This is a genomic window from Streptomyces sp. R33 (assembly GCF_041200175.1).
In the GTDB taxonomy this organism is placed as follows: domain Bacteria; phylum Actinomycetota; class Actinomycetes; order Streptomycetales; family Streptomycetaceae; genus Streptomyces; species Streptomyces katrae_B.
In genome coordinates this window covers 3,012,390-3,026,906 of sequence record NZ_CP165727.1, presented here as the reverse complement: position 1 = coordinate 3,026,906, position 14,517 = coordinate 3,012,390, and the positions used below count along the sequence as shown (strand labels likewise).

General features: G+C 71.2%; 12 protein-coding genes. 8 read left to right on the top strand and 4 right to left on the bottom strand.

The window, feature by feature from the left end; all coding sequences use genetic code 11:
• Window positions 1-40: 40 nt before the first annotated feature.
• Window positions 41-1,630 carry a phosphoglycerate dehydrogenase gene (serA, locus tag AB5J51_RS13600; RefSeq protein ID WP_053789038.1) on the top strand — a complete coding sequence of 530 codons (1,590 nt, stop codon included), beginning with the start codon at window positions 41-43 and terminating at the stop codon, window positions 1,628-1,630.
• Window positions 1,631-1,747: 117 nt separating this feature from the next.
• Here serA and AB5J51_RS13595 read toward each other — a convergent pair whose 3' ends face one another.
• Window positions 1,748-3,292 carry an MFS transporter gene (locus AB5J51_RS13595; RefSeq protein WP_136226181.1) on the bottom strand — a complete coding sequence of 515 codons (1,545 nt, stop codon included), beginning with the start codon at window positions 3,290-3,292 and terminating at the stop codon, window positions 1,748-1,750.
• A gap of 89 nt (window positions 3,293-3,381) precedes the next feature.
• Here AB5J51_RS13595 and AB5J51_RS13590 point away from each other — a divergent pair, with 89 nt between their 5' ends.
• Window positions 3,382-3,975: a TetR/AcrR family transcriptional regulator gene (locus AB5J51_RS13590; protein WP_053789036.1), complete on the top strand. Its 594-nt coding sequence runs from the start codon at window positions 3,382-3,384 to the stop codon at window positions 3,973-3,975.
• A 68-nt stretch (window positions 3,976-4,043) separates the two neighbouring features.
• On the opposite strand, the gene AB5J51_RS13585 is transcribed toward AB5J51_RS13590, so the two are convergent.
• The gene (locus tag AB5J51_RS13585) at window positions 4,044-5,174 is read right to left on the bottom strand and encodes a helix-turn-helix domain-containing protein (protein WP_053789035.1); all 1,131 of its coding nucleotides are present in this window, start codon (window positions 5,172-5,174) and stop codon (window positions 4,044-4,046) included.
• A 199-nt stretch (window positions 5,175-5,373) separates the two neighbouring features.
• Between AB5J51_RS13585 and AB5J51_RS13580 the strand changes: the two genes are divergently transcribed.
• From AB5J51_RS13580 to AB5J51_RS13570, 3 genes are all read left to right on the top strand, one after another.
• Window positions 5,374-6,300, top strand: coding sequence for a proline dehydrogenase family protein (locus AB5J51_RS13580; protein ID WP_030295023.1), 927 nt, complete (start codon window positions 5,374-5,376; stop codon window positions 6,298-6,300).
• 31 nt (window positions 6,301-6,331) lie between these two features.
• The gene (gene pruA, locus AB5J51_RS13575) at window positions 6,332-7,963 is read left to right on the top strand and encodes an L-glutamate gamma-semialdehyde dehydrogenase (protein WP_053789034.1); all 1,632 of its coding nucleotides are present in this window, start codon (window positions 6,332-6,334) and stop codon (window positions 7,961-7,963) included.
• 126 nt (window positions 7,964-8,089) lie between these two features.
• Window positions 8,090-8,635, top strand: a complete 546-nt coding sequence (locus AB5J51_RS13570; RefSeq protein WP_369777789.1) for a GNAT family N-acetyltransferase — start codon at window positions 8,090-8,092, stop codon at window positions 8,633-8,635.
• 36 nt (window positions 8,636-8,671) lie between these two features.
• Here the strand turns inward: AB5J51_RS13570 and AB5J51_RS13565 are convergent, their stop codons facing one another.
• On the bottom strand, window positions 8,672-10,699 hold the full coding sequence (locus AB5J51_RS13565) for a phosphocholine-specific phospholipase C (protein ID WP_369777788.1): 2,028 nt from the start codon (window positions 10,697-10,699) through the stop codon (window positions 8,672-8,674).
• 119 nt (window positions 10,700-10,818) lie between these two features.
• On the bottom strand, window positions 10,819-11,835 hold the full coding sequence (locus AB5J51_RS13560) for an NADP-dependent oxidoreductase (protein WP_369777787.1): 1,017 nt from the start codon (window positions 11,833-11,835) through the stop codon (window positions 10,819-10,821).
• Between the two features lie 101 nt (window positions 11,836-11,936).
• Between AB5J51_RS13560 and AB5J51_RS13555 the strand changes: the two genes are divergently transcribed.
• From AB5J51_RS13555 to AB5J51_RS13545, 3 genes are all read left to right on the top strand, one after another.
• Window positions 11,937-12,821, top strand: a complete 885-nt coding sequence (locus tag AB5J51_RS13555) for a LysR family transcriptional regulator (RefSeq protein WP_369777786.1) — start codon at window positions 11,937-11,939, stop codon at window positions 12,819-12,821.
• A gap of 260 nt (window positions 12,822-13,081) precedes the next feature.
• Window positions 13,082-13,210: a hypothetical protein gene (locus tag AB5J51_RS13550; protein ID WP_266625109.1), complete on the top strand. Its 129-nt coding sequence runs from the start codon at window positions 13,082-13,084 to the stop codon at window positions 13,208-13,210.
• A gap of 84 nt (window positions 13,211-13,294) precedes the next feature.
• Window positions 13,295-14,335, top strand: coding sequence for a 3-isopropylmalate dehydrogenase (locus AB5J51_RS13545; protein ID WP_133896794.1), 1,041 nt, complete (start codon window positions 13,295-13,297; stop codon window positions 14,333-14,335).
• Window positions 14,336-14,517 lie beyond the last annotated feature (182 nt).

Sequence of the window (14,517 nt, the reverse complement as noted above, 5' to 3'; positions counted from 1 at the left end):
CGTCGGGACGGCCGTCCGCACTGGACTTGTGAGGACCCACGTGAGCTCGAAACCTGTCGTACTCATCGCCGAAGAGCTGTCGCCCGCCACGGTGGACGCGCTCGGCCCGGACTTCGAGATCCGGCACGTCAACGGAGCCGACCGCGCGGAGCTGCTCCCCGCGATCGTGGACGTCGACGCCATCCTCGTGCGCTCCGCGACCAAGGTCGACGCGGAGGCCATCGCCGCCGCCAGGAAGCTGAAGGTCGTCGCCCGCGCCGGTGTCGGCCTCGACAACGTCGACGTCTCCTCGGCCACCAAGGCCGGCGTGATGGTCGTGAACGCCCCGACCTCCAACATCGTGACCGCCGCCGAGCTCGCCTGCGGCCTGCTCGTCGCCACGGCCCGCAACATCCCGCAGGCCAACACCGCCCTGAAGAACGGCGAGTGGAAGCGGAACAAGTACACGGGCGTCGAGCTCAGCGAGAAGACCCTCGGTGTCGTCGGCCTCGGCCGCATCGGCGTCCTGGTCGCCCAGCGCATGTCGGCCTTCGGCATGAAGATCGTCGCGTACGACCCCTACGTACAGCCCGCGCGCGCCGCCCAGATGGGCGTCAAGATGCTGACGCTGGACGAGCTCCTCGAGGTCGCCGACTTCATCACCGTGCACCTGCCCAAGACCCCCGAGACCCTCGGTCTCATCGGGGACGAGGCCCTGCACAAGGTCAAGCCCTCCGTCCGCATCGTCAACGCCGCGCGCGGCGGGATCGTCGACGAGGCCGCGCTGTACTCGGCCCTCAAGGAGGGCCGCGTCGCCGGCGCCGGCCTCGACGTGTACGCGAAGGAGCCCTGCACGGACTCCCCGCTCTTCGAGCTCGACCAGGTCGTCTGCACCCCGCACCTCGGCGCGTCCACGGACGAGGCCCAGGAGAAGGCCGGTATCGCGGTCGCCAAGTCGGTGCGCCTCGCGCTGGCCGGTGAGCTCGTACCGGACGCGGTCAACGTCCAGGGCGGCGTCATCGCCGAGGACGTCCGTCCGGGACTGCCGCTCGCCGAGAAGCTCGGCCGCATCTTCACCGCCCTCGCGGGCGAGGTCGCGGTCCGCCTCGACGTCGAGGTGTGCGGCGAGATCACCCAGCACGACGTCAAGGTGCTGGAACTCTCCGCCCTCAAGGGTGTCTTCGAGGACGTCGTCGACGAGACGGTCTCCTACGTCAACGCCCCGCTGTTCGCCCAGGAGCGCGGCGTCGAGGTCCGCCTGACGACCAGCTCGGAGTCCCCGGACCACCGCAACGTGGTGACCGTGCGCGGCACCCTGTCGGACGGCCAGGAGGTCTCGGTCTCCGGCACCCTCGCCGGCCCGAAGCACCTGCAGAAGATCGTCGGCATCGGCGAGTACGACGTGGACCTGGCGCTCGCCGACCAGATGCTCGTGCTGCGCTACACCGACCGCCCGGGCGTGGTCGGCACCGTCGGCCGCATCCTCGGCGAGGCCGGCCTGAACATCGCGGGCATGCAGGTCGCCCGCGCCGAGGAGGGCGGCGAGGCGCTCGGCGTCCTCACGGTCGACGCGGAGGTCCCGGTGAACGTCCTCGCGGAGATCGCCGCCGAGATCGGCGCCGTCTCGGCGCGTACGGTCAGCCTCGACTGAACCCCGTAGCGGGCGGCTGCCGCCGGTAGCCGCGCAAGCAACGGACGAAGGGCCCGGGGAGTTCCCCGGGCCCTTCGCCGTGCTCCGCCGCTGCTCCGTCATCCGGCCGTACGGGGCTCAGCCGGCGAGGGGCGCGGGCTGCTCGGCGGGCCCCTCGGCGGGCTGCCCGGCCGGGGCCGGGGCGCCGAGCCCCCGCGTCAGGGCCACCGCGAGGACGCCGCCCGCGAGCAGCAGGGCCGCACCGCCCCAGGCCGCGTACTGCATGCCGTGGACGAAGGCCTCGCGGGCCAGGGTCAGCACCTGCTCGCCGGCAGCCCCGCCGAGCCGGTGGGCGGTGGCCACGGCGCCGCCCAGGGTCTCCCGTACGGCAGGCTCCGCACCCGGCAGATCGGAGCGGTAGACGGCGGTGCCGAGGCTGCCGAGGACCGCCATGCCCAGCGCCCCGCCGAACTCCGACCCGGTCTCCAGCAGGGAGGCGGCGGACCCGGCCTTCTCGGCGGGAGCCGAGGCGAGGGCCATGTCGGAGACCAGGGACATCACGGTGACGAGGCCGGAGGCCAGCACGCCGGCGCCGGTCAGCAGCAGCCACAGCGAGTCGCTGCCGACCAGGCTGATCAGGCCGAACCCGCCGGCGGCGAGGACGAAGCCGCCGGCGATGACGTACGCCCGGTCGGTCTTCTGGGCCAGGGCGGCGCTGACGGGGGCGGCGGCGCCGATGACGAGCGAAGGCGCGAGGCTCCACAGGGCGGCTTCCAGCGTGCCCATGCCGAGCACCGACTGCAGGTACTGGGTGGTGAAGTAGGCCGAGCCCATCATCGCGAAGGCGGCGATGGTGTTGAGGGCGATCCCCGCACCGAACCCGCGGCCCCGGAAGAGGGCCCGGGCGACCATGGCGTCGTCACGGCTGCGCTGGCGGCGGACGAAGACGAACCCGAAGGCCAGGCCCACGGCGACGGAGAGCGCGTAGAGCGGTTCGAGGCCCTCGGCGGCGATCTCCTTGAGGCCGTACACGACCGGGAGCACGGCGGCCGTCGACAGCGGGACGCTCAGCAGGTCGAAGCGGCCGGGGGCCGGGTCCTTGAACTCGGGGACCAGCACCGGGACGAGGACCAGCAGGAGCAGCATCGCGGGCACGTTGATCAGGAAGACCGAACCCCACCAGAAGTGGTTCAGCATCACGCCGCTCAGCACCGAGCCGAGGGCGATCCCGCCGGTCATGGCCCCGGACCAGATGGCGATGGCCTGGCCGCGCTGCCTGGCGTCCTGGAACAGGTTGCGTACGAGCGCCAGCGTGGAGGGCATCAGGGTCGCGCCGCCGATGCCGAGCAGGACGCGGGCCGCGATCAGCATCTCGGCACTGGTGGCGTAGGCGGCGCCGACGGAGGCGAGCCCGAAGGCGGTCGCCCCCATCAGAAGCAGCTTGCGGCGGCCGATCCGGTCCCCGAGCGAACCCATGGTGATGAGCAGCCCCGCGAGGGCGAAGGCGTAGCTGTCGAAGATCCAGAGCTGCTGGGTGGCGCTCGGGTCGAGCTCCCGGGTGATGGCCGGGATGGCGAAGTAGAGGACGGAGACGTCCATCGAGACCAGGAGCAGGGGCAGCAGGAGGACGGTGAAGGCGGTCCATTCCCGGCGGCCGGCGAGACGTGCTGCGGAGTTCGTCATGAGCAGCAATGTACAAGCGTCATAAACGCTTGTCTAGTACGAGCGTATAGAACTGTTGTCTGTGACGGTTGTCTTGATACGGTGAGGGCATGGGACACCGTGAAGATCTGCTCGAAGGCGCCAAGAAGTGCCTGGTCGAGAAGGGTTTCGTGCGGACGACCGCACGCGACATCGTCAACGCCTCCGGGGCGAACCTGGCGTCGATCGGCTACCACTACGGCTCGAAGGACGCCCTGCTGACGCAGGCTTACGTCGAACTCGCGCAGGAGTGGGGCGACTCCTTCTCGCCGGAGGTGACCGGCGAAGGAGGCTCGCTGGAACGCTTCCGCTCCGTGTGGGACGGCGTGATCGGCCGTCAGGAGGAGTCGGCTCCGATGTGGGCGGCCAGTATGGAGGTCGCGCTCAGCCGTGACCGGCTGCCGGAGCTGCGGGCGATGCTGGCGGCCTCGCAGGGCGAGGGCCGCCGGGGGCTGATCGCGATGATCACCGGCATCCCCGAGGAGGACCTCGACGAGCGGGACGAGCGGACGCTCGGCGGGCTGTACGAGGCCCTGCTGACCGGAGTGATGGCGCAGTGGCTGTTCAACCCGGAAGGCGCGGTCACCGCCGAGGAGTTGACGGAGGGCATGCGGCGCACCGCGGAGATGATGGGGAAGGGCAAGGGCGAGAACGGCCCGGCCTGAGCCGCGGTCGGGCCCTCGGCCCGGAGGGCGTGCCAAAGGCCCCCGGCGGTGACCTCGCGGAGCTGCGATCAGCCGTGCAGGCGGGCCGCCTTGAGGGCCATGTGGAGCAGCAGGCGGTCCTCGCCCTCGGCCAGGTCCAGGCCGGTCAGCTGCTCCACCCTGGCCAGCCGGTAGTACAGGGTCTGGCGGTGGATGCCCAGGGCCGCCGCCGCGCGGCCCGCCTGGCCCGCGCAGTCGAGGAACAGCTCGGCGGTCCGGGCGAGTTCCCGGTGCGCGGGGCCGAGCAGGACCCGGGTCGCCGGGTCGCCCTCCCGGTCGGCGGCCGCGAGCGCCGCCAGCATCCGGTACGGGCCGATCGCCGACCACTGGGCCACCGGGCCGAACCGGGGCTGGGCCGCGGCCGCCTGCGCCGCCGCCGAGGCCTCCGCCCAGGCGTCGGGCAGCGCGGTCAGCTCCCGGCGGGGTTCCGCGATCCCGGCGGTCGCCGCGCCGCCCGCCAGCAGCCGCGTCGCGACGCCGAAGGCGGGGACGAGCACTTCCGCCGAGCGGAGCCTGACCAGTACGGCGAGCGCCTGCCGCCCGGGCAGGGCGACCGTGCACACCGCCGCCGTGCCCGGTACCGCCGCCGGGGCCTCACCGGCCCACGGCGTCACGCACACCACCGCGTGCAGCCCGTCCGCCCCCGGACCGAGCGCCACCCGGAGCGCGGCCACCGCCATGTCCTGCTGCCACCCCCGGCCGGCCGTGAGCACCGCCCGGAACTCCCGGGACAGGTCGGCCCCCGCCTTCGCCTCCTCGGCGAGCAGGATCCCGATCCGCTCGGCCACCTCCATGGCCTCCGCCAGGACGTCCGGCCCGGGGCCCGGCTCCTGATCGAGGAGCCATACGTAGCCCTGCACGATCCCGCGGTACCGCACCGGCAGGCAGATCCGCCCCCGGAAGACCCCTGCGTCGGGCGCCGCCGGGATCCGTACCGGTCCGGTGGCCCGCGCGATGCCGAAGCCCTCGAACCAGGCCCGTACGGCCGCCGTCGACTGGCGGGTCAGGATCGAGCGGGTGCGGACCGGGTCCATCGCGAGATCGTCGTCGCTGTCGTGCGCGCCGAAGGCGATGAGGCGGAAGTCCCGGTTCTCCAGGGTCGCCGGGGCGCCGAGAAGCGCCGAGATCTCATCCACCAGGTCCTGGTAATCGCCCTTCACCCGGACATTCTCCCACCCGGAAACCCGGTCTTCAGACAGATGTATGAGATCGGGGACACGGATGCGTGACAGCTGTCGATGGCAGAGGATCAAAGCGATCCTTAGGTTTCACGGTGGTTTTACTTGCGTTTTCCTTACGGCCCCCGCCCACCCCCGCGCGGACCGTATGCCTGTCTCTGCCACCTGTTGGAGGTGCCCCGTGCTGGGTCCCGCGATCCTCGCCGCTTCGCGCAGCGACAAGATGCGCCGAATCGTCTCTGCCGCCCCGGTGACCAAGCCCGTGGTGAACCGGTTCATCCCCGGCGAGACGGTCGACCAGGTCATCCCGATCGTCGTGGACCTCACGGAGAAGGGCCTGGAGCTCACGCTCGACGTGGTGGGCGAGGACATCACCACCGTGGAGCAGTCCTACGCCGCGCGTGACGCCTACCTCGAGCTCATCGAGCACCTGGCAGGCCTGGGCCTCGGCGAGAAGGCCGAGATGTCGGTCAAGCTGTCGATGTTCGGCCAGGCGCTGGAGGGCGGCCACGAGCTCGCGCTCGCCAACGTCCGCCCGGTCGTCGAGGCCGCCGCCGCCATCGGCACCACCGTCACGCTGGACGCCGAGGACCACACCACCCTCGACTCGATGTTCGCCATCCACGAGGAGCTGCGCCGGGACTTCCCGCAGACCGGCTGCGTGATCCAGGCGTACCTCTTCCGCACCGAGGCCGACGCCCGCCGCCTGGCAGCCGCGGGCAGCCGCGTCCGGATCGTCAAGGGCGCGTACAAGGAGCCCGCCGAGGTCGCGTACCAGGACAAGGCCGAGATCGACAAGGCGTACGTCCGCATCCTGAAGACGCTGATGGAGGGCGAGGGCTACCCGATGATCGGGTCGCACGATCCGCGCCTCATCGCCATCGCGCAGGAGCTCGCCCGCAAGGCCGGGCGCAAGCTGGACGAGTACGAGTTCCAGATGCTGTACGGCATCCGCAGCGAGGAGCACCTGCGGCTCGCCGCCGAGGGCCACCGCATGCGCGTCTACACCGCGTACGGGACGGACTGGTACGGCTACTTCATGCGGCGCCTCGCCGAGAAGCCGGCCAACCTCCTGTTCTTCCTCCGCTCGATGATCACCAAGAACTAGCCAAGAACCAGGTCAAGGAGTTACCAGTCCCATGGATGCTGTGACCCAGGTCCCCGCGCCGGTCAACGAGCCGGTCCACTCGTACGCCCCCGGCACCCCGGAGCGCGCGCGTCTCGAAACGCAGCTCAAGCTGCTGTCCGAGAACCCGATCGACCTGCCGATGACGATCAACGGCGTCAAGCGCATGGGCGGGGGCGAGCGCTTCGACGTGGTCCAGCCGCACGACCACAAGTCCGTGCTCGGCACCTACGCCAACGCCACCGAGGCCGACGCCCAGGAGGCCGTCGACGCCGCCCTGGCCGCCGCCCCGGCCTGGCGCTCGATGTCCTTCGACGACCGCGCCGCGATCATCCTGCGCGCCGCCGAGCTGCTGTCCGGCCCGTGGCGCGAGAAGCTGGCCGCCTCCACCATGCTGGGCCAGTCGAAGACCGCGCAGCAGGCCGAGATCGACACCCCGTGCGAGCTCGTCGACTTCTGGCGCTTCAACGTCCACTTCGCCCGCCAGATCCTGGCCGAGCAGCCGGTCGCGAACTCCGCCGGCGTGTGGAACCGCAGCGACCACCGCCCGCTCGAGGGCTTCGTCTACGCGATCACGCCGTTCAACTTCACGGCCATCGCCGGCAACCTGCCGACCGCCCCCGCCCTGATGGGCAACGTGGTCGTCTGGAAGCCGTCCCCGACGCAGACCCACTCCGCGGTCCTCCTCATGGAGCTCCTGGAGGAGGCCGGCCTGCCGAAGGGCGTCATCAACCTGGTGACGGGCGACGGCATCGCCGTGTCCGAGGTGGCCCTGAACCACCCCGAGCTGGCCGGCATCCACTTCACGGGTTCGACCAAGACCTTCCAGTACCTGTGGAAGACGGTCGGCAACAACATCGAGAAGTACAAGTCCTACCCGCGCCTCGTCGGTGAGACCGGCGGCAAGGACTTCGTCGTCGCGCACCCGTCCGCGGACCGCGCCGTCCTGAAGACCGCCCTGACCCGCGGTTCCTTCGAGTTCCAGGGCCAGAAGTGCTCGGCGTCCTCGCGCGCCTACGTCCCGGCCTCGATCTGGAACGACGGCTTCAAGGAGGCCTTCGCGGCCGAGGTCGACGGCATCACCATGGGTGACGTCCGCGACCTGACCAACTTCATCGGCGCTGTCATCGACGAGCGTTCGTTCGCGAAGAACAAGGCGGCGATCGACCGGGCCAAGGCCGACCCGACCTGCGAGATCATCGCCGGTGGCACGTACGACGACTCGGAGGGCTACTTCGTCCGCCCGACCGTCATCGCGTGCACCGACCCGGAGAACGAGGTCTTCACGACCGAGTACTTCGGCCCGATCCTGGCGGTCCACGTCTACGAGGACGCCGACTTCGACGCGATGCTGGCCCAGATGGAGTCCGTCTCGGCGTACGCGCTGACCGGCTCGATCATCGCCGCCGACCGCTACGCGGCCGCGGACGCGATGGAGAAGCTCCGCTTCGCGGCGGGCAACTTCTACATCAACGACAAGTCGACCGGCGCCGTCGTCGGCCAGCAGCCCTTCGGCGGCGGCCGCGCCTCGGGTACGAACGACAAGGCGGGCGCCGCGTCGAACCTGATGCGCTGGACCTCGACGCGCTCCATCAAGGAGACCCTGGTCGCGCCGACGGACTACGCGTACCCGCACATGGGCTGATCCTGCCCCGCTGAACCCCGCCCCCGTTCCGGTACCCCCAAGTCCGGAACGGGGGCGGTTCCAGTTGTGCCGTTGTCCGGTCGGGGGCACCCCGCGGGCGCGTGGCCGCGCGGCAGACTGGGGGGCATGAGCGACACCCGCACCCACCTCGCCCACACCTCCCAGCTCGGGGCGGACGTCCTCGGCGAGGTGCGCGCCCTGCTCGGCAGTGCCTTCGACGGGGACTTCGGCGACGAGGACTTCGAGCACGCGCTCGGCGGCATGCACGTGCTCGTGCGCGAGGGCGGGGAGCTCGTCGCGCACGGGAGCGTGGTGCAGCGGCGCGTACTGCACCGGGGACGGGCCCTGCGGACCGGATACGTCGAGGCCGTGGCCGTACGGGCGGACCGGCGCCGGCGCGGTCTCGGCGGGCAGGTGATGGCCGGGCTCGAGGGCGTCATCGAGCGGGCCTACGTACTCGGGGCCCTGTCGGCCTCCGACGACGGGGCCCGGCTGTACGCGGGACGGGGGTGGGCCGTGTGGGGCGGGCAGATCGGGGCGCTGTCACCCGCCGGGCCGGTGCGGCTCGCCGAGGAGGAGGGGTCCACGTACGTATGGCTGCCGCCCGGCGGGGTGTGGGGGGATCCCGCCGGGCGGCTCGACTTCGACTGGCGTGACGGGGACGTGCTGTAGGCCGTCAGCCGGGGACGCTGTCAGCCCGGGATGCCGTCAGCCCGAGATGCTCGGCGCCCCCGTCTCGATGTGGCCCGTGTAGCGGCGCGACCAGGTGCCGTCGTTGTCCGCAAGGATCGTGAAGTCGTACCAGCCGTCGTTGTAGGCGACCGCGTTGAAGTAGTCCTCGCGCGAGGAGTTCGCCGGGACGGCGTACGTCCACGGGCCGTCCGAGCGGTAGGCGTTCGAGCGGATCGTGAAGGTGACCGGCGCGGCCGACGTGTTCGTCATCTTGAAGTAGACCGCCGTCTTGCCCGTGCCCGGCTCCACCGCGAAGCGGCACGCCACCTCGATCGCCTTGCCCGCCTTCGACGCGTCGCCGATGAACCGGCGCAGGAACCGGTTCGGACCGTACATCGAGATGTCGTACTTGCCGGAGCCGCTGCCGAGCCCGATGTTGAAGTAGTCCGTCGACGTCGCGCCCGGGTCGACCGTGTACTGCCAGGCCGCGGTGTCCCGGTACTGGTGCGGGTGGATCGAGAAGTGCGCCGGCCGCTTCGCCTGCGCGCCCTGGTTGGTCATCGAGAACCAGGCCAGGATCTTGCCGGCCGCCCCGAACTCGAAGCGGTCCAGATTGCCGTTCACCTGGTACGGAAGGGCCCGCGCGGGGCGCGTGCCGGCCTCCTGCGCCGGGAGCGCGTTGTCCTGCGGCGCCGGGTTGGGAAGCGGGCCGCAGGTCGACTGGCCGATGACCTTCGCCGTCGAGGGCAGCCCGGACGGCACCCCGTACACCGGGTGCGCGAAGTCGAAGACGCCCGTCAGGTCGCCCACCACCTTGCGGCGCCAGGCGCTGATGTTCGGGCAGGTCGCCGGGGTGCCGAGGGCGGCCGTCCAGGTCTCCATGAAGCGGAGCACCGAGGTGTGGTCGAAGACCTCCGAGCTCACCCAGCCGCCGCGCGTCCACGGGGACATGACCAGCATCGGCACGCGGAAGCCGAGGCCGATCGGGGTGCCGTCGATGTACTCGCCCGGGGTGCCGGGCGGGGCGACCGGCGGCGGGACGTGGTCGAAGAAGCCGTCGTTCTCGTCGTAGTTCAGGAAGAGGACGGTGGAGTCGAAGACCTCGGGGTTGGCGGCCAGCGCCCGGTAGACCAGGTCCACGAAGTGCGCGCCGTCGCCGGGCGGGGCGTACGGGTGCTCCGAGAAGGCCTCGTTCGCGACGACCCAGGAGACCTGCGGCAGGGTGCCGGCGACGACGTCCGCGCGTATGGCGGCCGCGATGTCGTCGGGGGTGGAGCCGGTGACCTTCGGGACGGAGCCCATGCCGCGGTCCCACAGCGGGTTGCCGGGCGCCGCGTCCGTGAACTTCTTGAAGTAGGCGAGGCCGTTGTCCCCGTAGTTGTCCTGGGCGTTCTGGTAGACCTTCCAGCTCATGCCGGCGCGCTGCAGGGCCTCCGCGTACGTCTCCCAGGTCAGCCCGGACTCGTCGCCGCCGTCCTTGCTGCCCGCGTCGACCTTGCCGCTCCACAGGAAGGTGCGGTTCGGGCCGGTCGCGCTCAGCGTGGAGCAGAAGTACGCGTCGCAGATCGTGTAGTTGTCGGCGAGCCCGTAGTGGAACGGTATGTCGCCGCGGTCCAGGTAGCCGAGCGTGCGGGTGTTGCCGACGCCCGTGACCCAGTTGTCCATGCGGCCCTTGTTCCAGGCGGCGTGCTGCGAGGTCCAGCTGTGCGGGAGGTCGCCGTTGCACTGGGCCAGGGTCTCGCCGTCCACCCCGCCCGCCGGCGGGGTGGCGCTGAGCTTCCACGGGTACTGGCGGCCGCCCCAGTTGGGCTGGTTGAACATGCCCCAGCCGCCCGGGATGTTGCCGGCGGCGCGGTCACCGAAGCCGCGGACGCCCTTCAGCCTGCCGAAGTAGTGGTCGAAGCTGCGGTTCTCCTGCATCAGGATCACCACGTGCTTCACGTCGCTGATCGTGCCGCTCGCGGCGGCCGCGGCCGCCGACGTCGGCGCGATCGCCGGCAGCGCGGCACCGGCCATCAGCCCGGCGCCGATTCCCACGAAACCTCTGCGGCTGATCGGTGTCACTGGCTACTCGCCTCCAACTCAAGTGCCCCGCTGGCACGTTGACGGCAAGAGTGGCGGGCGCCGCGCCAAAGGTCTACATCCGTGCGGTAAGAAGTCGGTGAACATCCGGTTGGCTGGATTCAGCCCTCGAGACGGACGAGCATCTTGCCCAGATTGTCCCCGCGGAGCATGCCCAGGAAGGCGTCCACCGTGTGATCGATTCCCTGTACAACGGTGGTGTCGGTGCCGATGCGGCCGCTCTGCAGGTGCGGGACCAGGAAGTCCTCCAGCTCGTCCTGCAGATTGGTGTGGTTTCGAACCAATACGCCTTCCAGGCGCAGCGACTTGTGGACGACCTCGAAGAGGTTGCGCGGCGCGGCCGGCGAGCGGTCCCCGTTGTACATCGAGATCCCGCCGACCCAGGCGATCCGCCCGTACTCGCGCAGCACGTCGATCGCGCCCGCCAGATGGTCGCCGCCCACGTTGTCCACGTACACGTCGATGCCCCCGGGGGCGGCCTTCGCGAGCTGCTCCCCGACCGGCCCGTCGTGGTAGTCGAAGGCCGCGTCGAAGCCGAGCACTTCGGTGAGGTGGCGGACCTTCGCCGCCGAGCCCGCGCTGCCGATGATCCGGCGGGCGCCCAGCAGCCGCGCGATGCGGCCGGTCGCGGTGCCGACCCCGCCCGCGGCGGCGGAGACGAAGAGGTCCTCGCCCTCGCGCAGGGCCGCGGTCCGGGTGAGCGCGGCGTACGCGGTCAGCCCGGTGCCGCCGAGGATGCTCAGGTACGCCTCCAGCGGGACGCCCCGGTGGCCGCGCAGCTTGCGGGTACCGTCCACGCCGAGCGTGACGAGGGCGTGCGTACGCCAGCCCTCGCGGTGGAAGACCAGGTCGCCCTCGCGCAGCCCCGGGTCGCGGGAGGCGAGCACCCGGCCCACCGCGCGGCCCTCCAGCGGCGTGTTCAGCTCGAAGCCGCCCTCGCCGCCGTCCATCAGCCCGCGGTGGTACGGGTCCACCGAGAGCAGGAGGTTCTGCACCAGGGTGGTGCCCGGGGCGGGGGAGGGCACCGGGGTCTCGACGTACGCGAAGTCGGCCGGGGAGGGGATGCCGGTGGGGCGGGCGATCAGGTGGACGGCGTGAGCGGTGTGGTTCGTGGTCATGGCGAGGACGTTAGGAAGGAATCACCGGCCCGGGCAGAGGGTTGCGCTCATGGAAGCCGCACATCCATGAACACCGCTCATAGAACGAGGTGAGAGCCGCCGTGGCCGAGCTCGCTCCGCATGAACTCCGGGTCCTGGTCGCCGTCGCCGAGACCGGCGGCTTCTCCGCCGCGGCCGCCCGGCTCGGCCTCACCCAGTCGGCCGTCTCGCACTCCGTACGCGGCAGCGAGGCCAAGGTCGGCGCGGTGCTCTTCGAGCGGGGACGCACCGGAGCCTCCCCCACCCCGGCGGGGGAGCGGGCCGTCGGACTCGCCCGCCGGATCCTGCGGATGTACGAGGTCCTCGGCGCGGAGGCGCGCGGCGCCGGCCGGGACGCGGTGGAGGGGGTGCTGCGCATCGCGGCGTTCCGCAGCGCGGCCCTGCACCTGCTGCCCCCGGCCCTGGAGCGGCTCACGGCCCGCCACCCCGGCATCCGCCCCGAGGTCCGGGTGGTGCGCGAGCTCGGCGCCGGCACGGCCGGGGAGGTGGCCGCCGGACGTGCCGACCTCGGCATCGCCACGCTGAACGGGACCGGACCCGTACCGGCGGAGGGCGGCGCGGCCGGCCTGCTGACCGGGGTGCTCCGGGAGGAGGCGTACGCCCTGGTCCATCCGGCCGGACACCCCGACCCGAAGACGCTGCCCCTGCTGGACTGGGACGAGAACTGCGGCTCGTACACCCGCGACTGGTGGCGGGCCCAGGACTGGATCCCGCGGGCGACCGTCAAGGCGGAGGACGACGGGATGGTGCTGACCATGGTCGGGCGCGGGCTCGGCATGGCGATCCTGCCCGAGCTCTCGCTCCGCGAGGCCACGGACGCCGTGGACATCACCGGACTGGGCCCTTCGGGGCCGGTGAGACGCGTGGGATACGTCACCACGCCGGAATCCGCCGCCACTCTCGGCGTCAGGGCTCTGATCAGGGAACTTCGCTCCGAGACGCGCTGAACCGGATGCCCGGGAGGGGCCCTTCCGGGCAGTTGCCCGTCTCAGATAGTAGGAAGTCCGAGTAATTGCGGAGACATACAGCGGGACCTGCCCTAGCTTTGTAGAAGCCGAACGTCTCGCCGATCCGGCGAATGGCGGTCGAGAGCGCGCGCCCCTGGCAGGCAACCCCTGCGGCGCACAGCTCCCCGCCTCTTCCGGCGCCTTGAAGGAACCCCTCATCCGTGGCTTCGCCACGCCGTGATCTCAAGGAGTCGATCACCATGACCGCATCCACCGCAGCCCGCCGCGTCCGCCACTCCTCCACGGCCGACGCCGACCGCAAGAACGCGGCCGCCGCCCTGCAGCGCGCCCTCGACCGCCGTGACAACGGCGGCTCGACCGGCCACTGAGCGAGGCCCGGCGCCTCAGACATCTTGCGTCCACATGGTGGACGCAAGATGTCTGAGGGCTGGGACAGGGAGTACGGTTCCGACATGTCGACCAGCATCAATCTCGCAGTGATCCCCGGTGATGGCATCGGCCAGGAAGTCGTGGCTCAGGGCCTGAAGGTCCTTACCGCGGTCCTGCCCCAGGATGTGAAGCTGGAGACCAAGCAGTACGACCTCGGCGCCACGCGCTGGCACCGCACCGGTGAGACCCTCCCGGACGAGGAGCTCGAGGCGCTCAAGCACCACGATGCGATCCTGCTGGGCGCCATCGGCGACCCGTCGGTCCCGTCGGGCGTCCTGGAGCGCGGCCTGCTGCTCAAACTCCGCTTCGCGTTCGACCACTTCATCAACCTGCGCCCGTCGAAGCTCTTCCCGAACACGGCCACCCCGCTCGCCGGCCGTCCGGAGATCGACTTCGTCGTGGTCCGCGAGGGCACCGAAGGCCCGTACACCGGCAACGGCGGCAGCCTGCGCACCGGCACCCCCGCCGAGGTGGCCACCGAGGTCAGCGTCAACACCGCGTACGGCGTCGAGCGCGTCGTGCGCGACGCGTACGAGCGGGCCAGCTCCCGCCCGCGCAAGAAGCTGACGCTGGTCCACAAGAACAACGTCCTCGTCTACGCGGGCCACCTGTGGAAGAACATCTTCGACAAGGTCGGCCAGGAGTACCCCGAGGTCACCACCGACTACCTGCACGTCGACGCCGCGACGATCTTCTTCGTCACGCAGCCCGAGCGCTTCGACGTCATCGTCACCGACAACCTCTTCGGTGACATCCTCACCGACCTGGCCGCCGCCGTGACCGGCGGGATCGGCCTCGCCGCCTCCGGGAACATCAACCCGACCGGCGCCTTCCCGTCCATGTTCGAGCCCGTCCACGGCTCGGCCCCCGACATCGCGGGCACCGGCAAGGCCGACCCGACCGCAACGGTCCTGTCCGTCGCCCTCCTGCTGCGCCACCTCGGCCACGAGGCCCAGGCCGTCCGCATCGAGGACGCCGTCACCGCCGACCTCGCGGAACGCGACGGAACCTTCCGCACCACCGACCAGATCGGCGACGCGCTCGCCGCCCGAGTAGCCGGCTGACCCGGCAGCTCCACCTCAGGAAGCCGCCGGGTCGCGCGCACGACGCACCCGGCGGCTTTTCCTGTGCGGCCCCGGGTGCCACCATCTCCCCTGGGCCGCATTCACCCCGCTTCTCCGAAGGCACCTCGCGCGCGATAATCGAACGCGAGACCGCGGAATGCGGAGAAGCTCGGACGTCCTAG

What these genes read in the sequence shown, in the direction of transcription:
- AB5J51_RS13545 (WP_133896794.1), top strand. Translation starts at nt 13,295, where the DNA reads ATGTCGACCAGCATCAATCTCGCAGTGATCCCCGGTGATGGCATCGGC.
- AB5J51_RS13560 (WP_369777787.1), bottom strand. Translation starts at nt 11,835, where the DNA reads ATGACCACGAACCACACCGCTCACGCCGTCCACCTGATCGCCCGCCCC.
- AB5J51_RS13570 (WP_369777789.1), top strand. Translation starts at nt 8,090, where the DNA reads ATGAGCGACACCCGCACCCACCTCGCCCACACCTCCCAGCTCGGGGCG.
- AB5J51_RS13550 (WP_266625109.1), top strand. Translation starts at nt 13,082, where the DNA reads ATGACCGCATCCACCGCAGCCCGCCGCGTCCGCCACTCCTCCACGGCC.
- AB5J51_RS13595 (WP_136226181.1), bottom strand. Translation starts at nt 3,292, where the DNA reads ATGACGAACTCCGCAGCACGTCTCGCCGGCCGCCGGGAATGGACCGCC.
- pruA (WP_053789034.1), top strand. Translation starts at nt 6,332, where the DNA reads ATGGATGCTGTGACCCAGGTCCCCGCGCCGGTCAACGAGCCGGTCCAC.
- AB5J51_RS13590 (WP_053789036.1), top strand. Translation starts at nt 3,382, where the DNA reads ATGGGACACCGTGAAGATCTGCTCGAAGGCGCCAAGAAGTGCCTGGTC.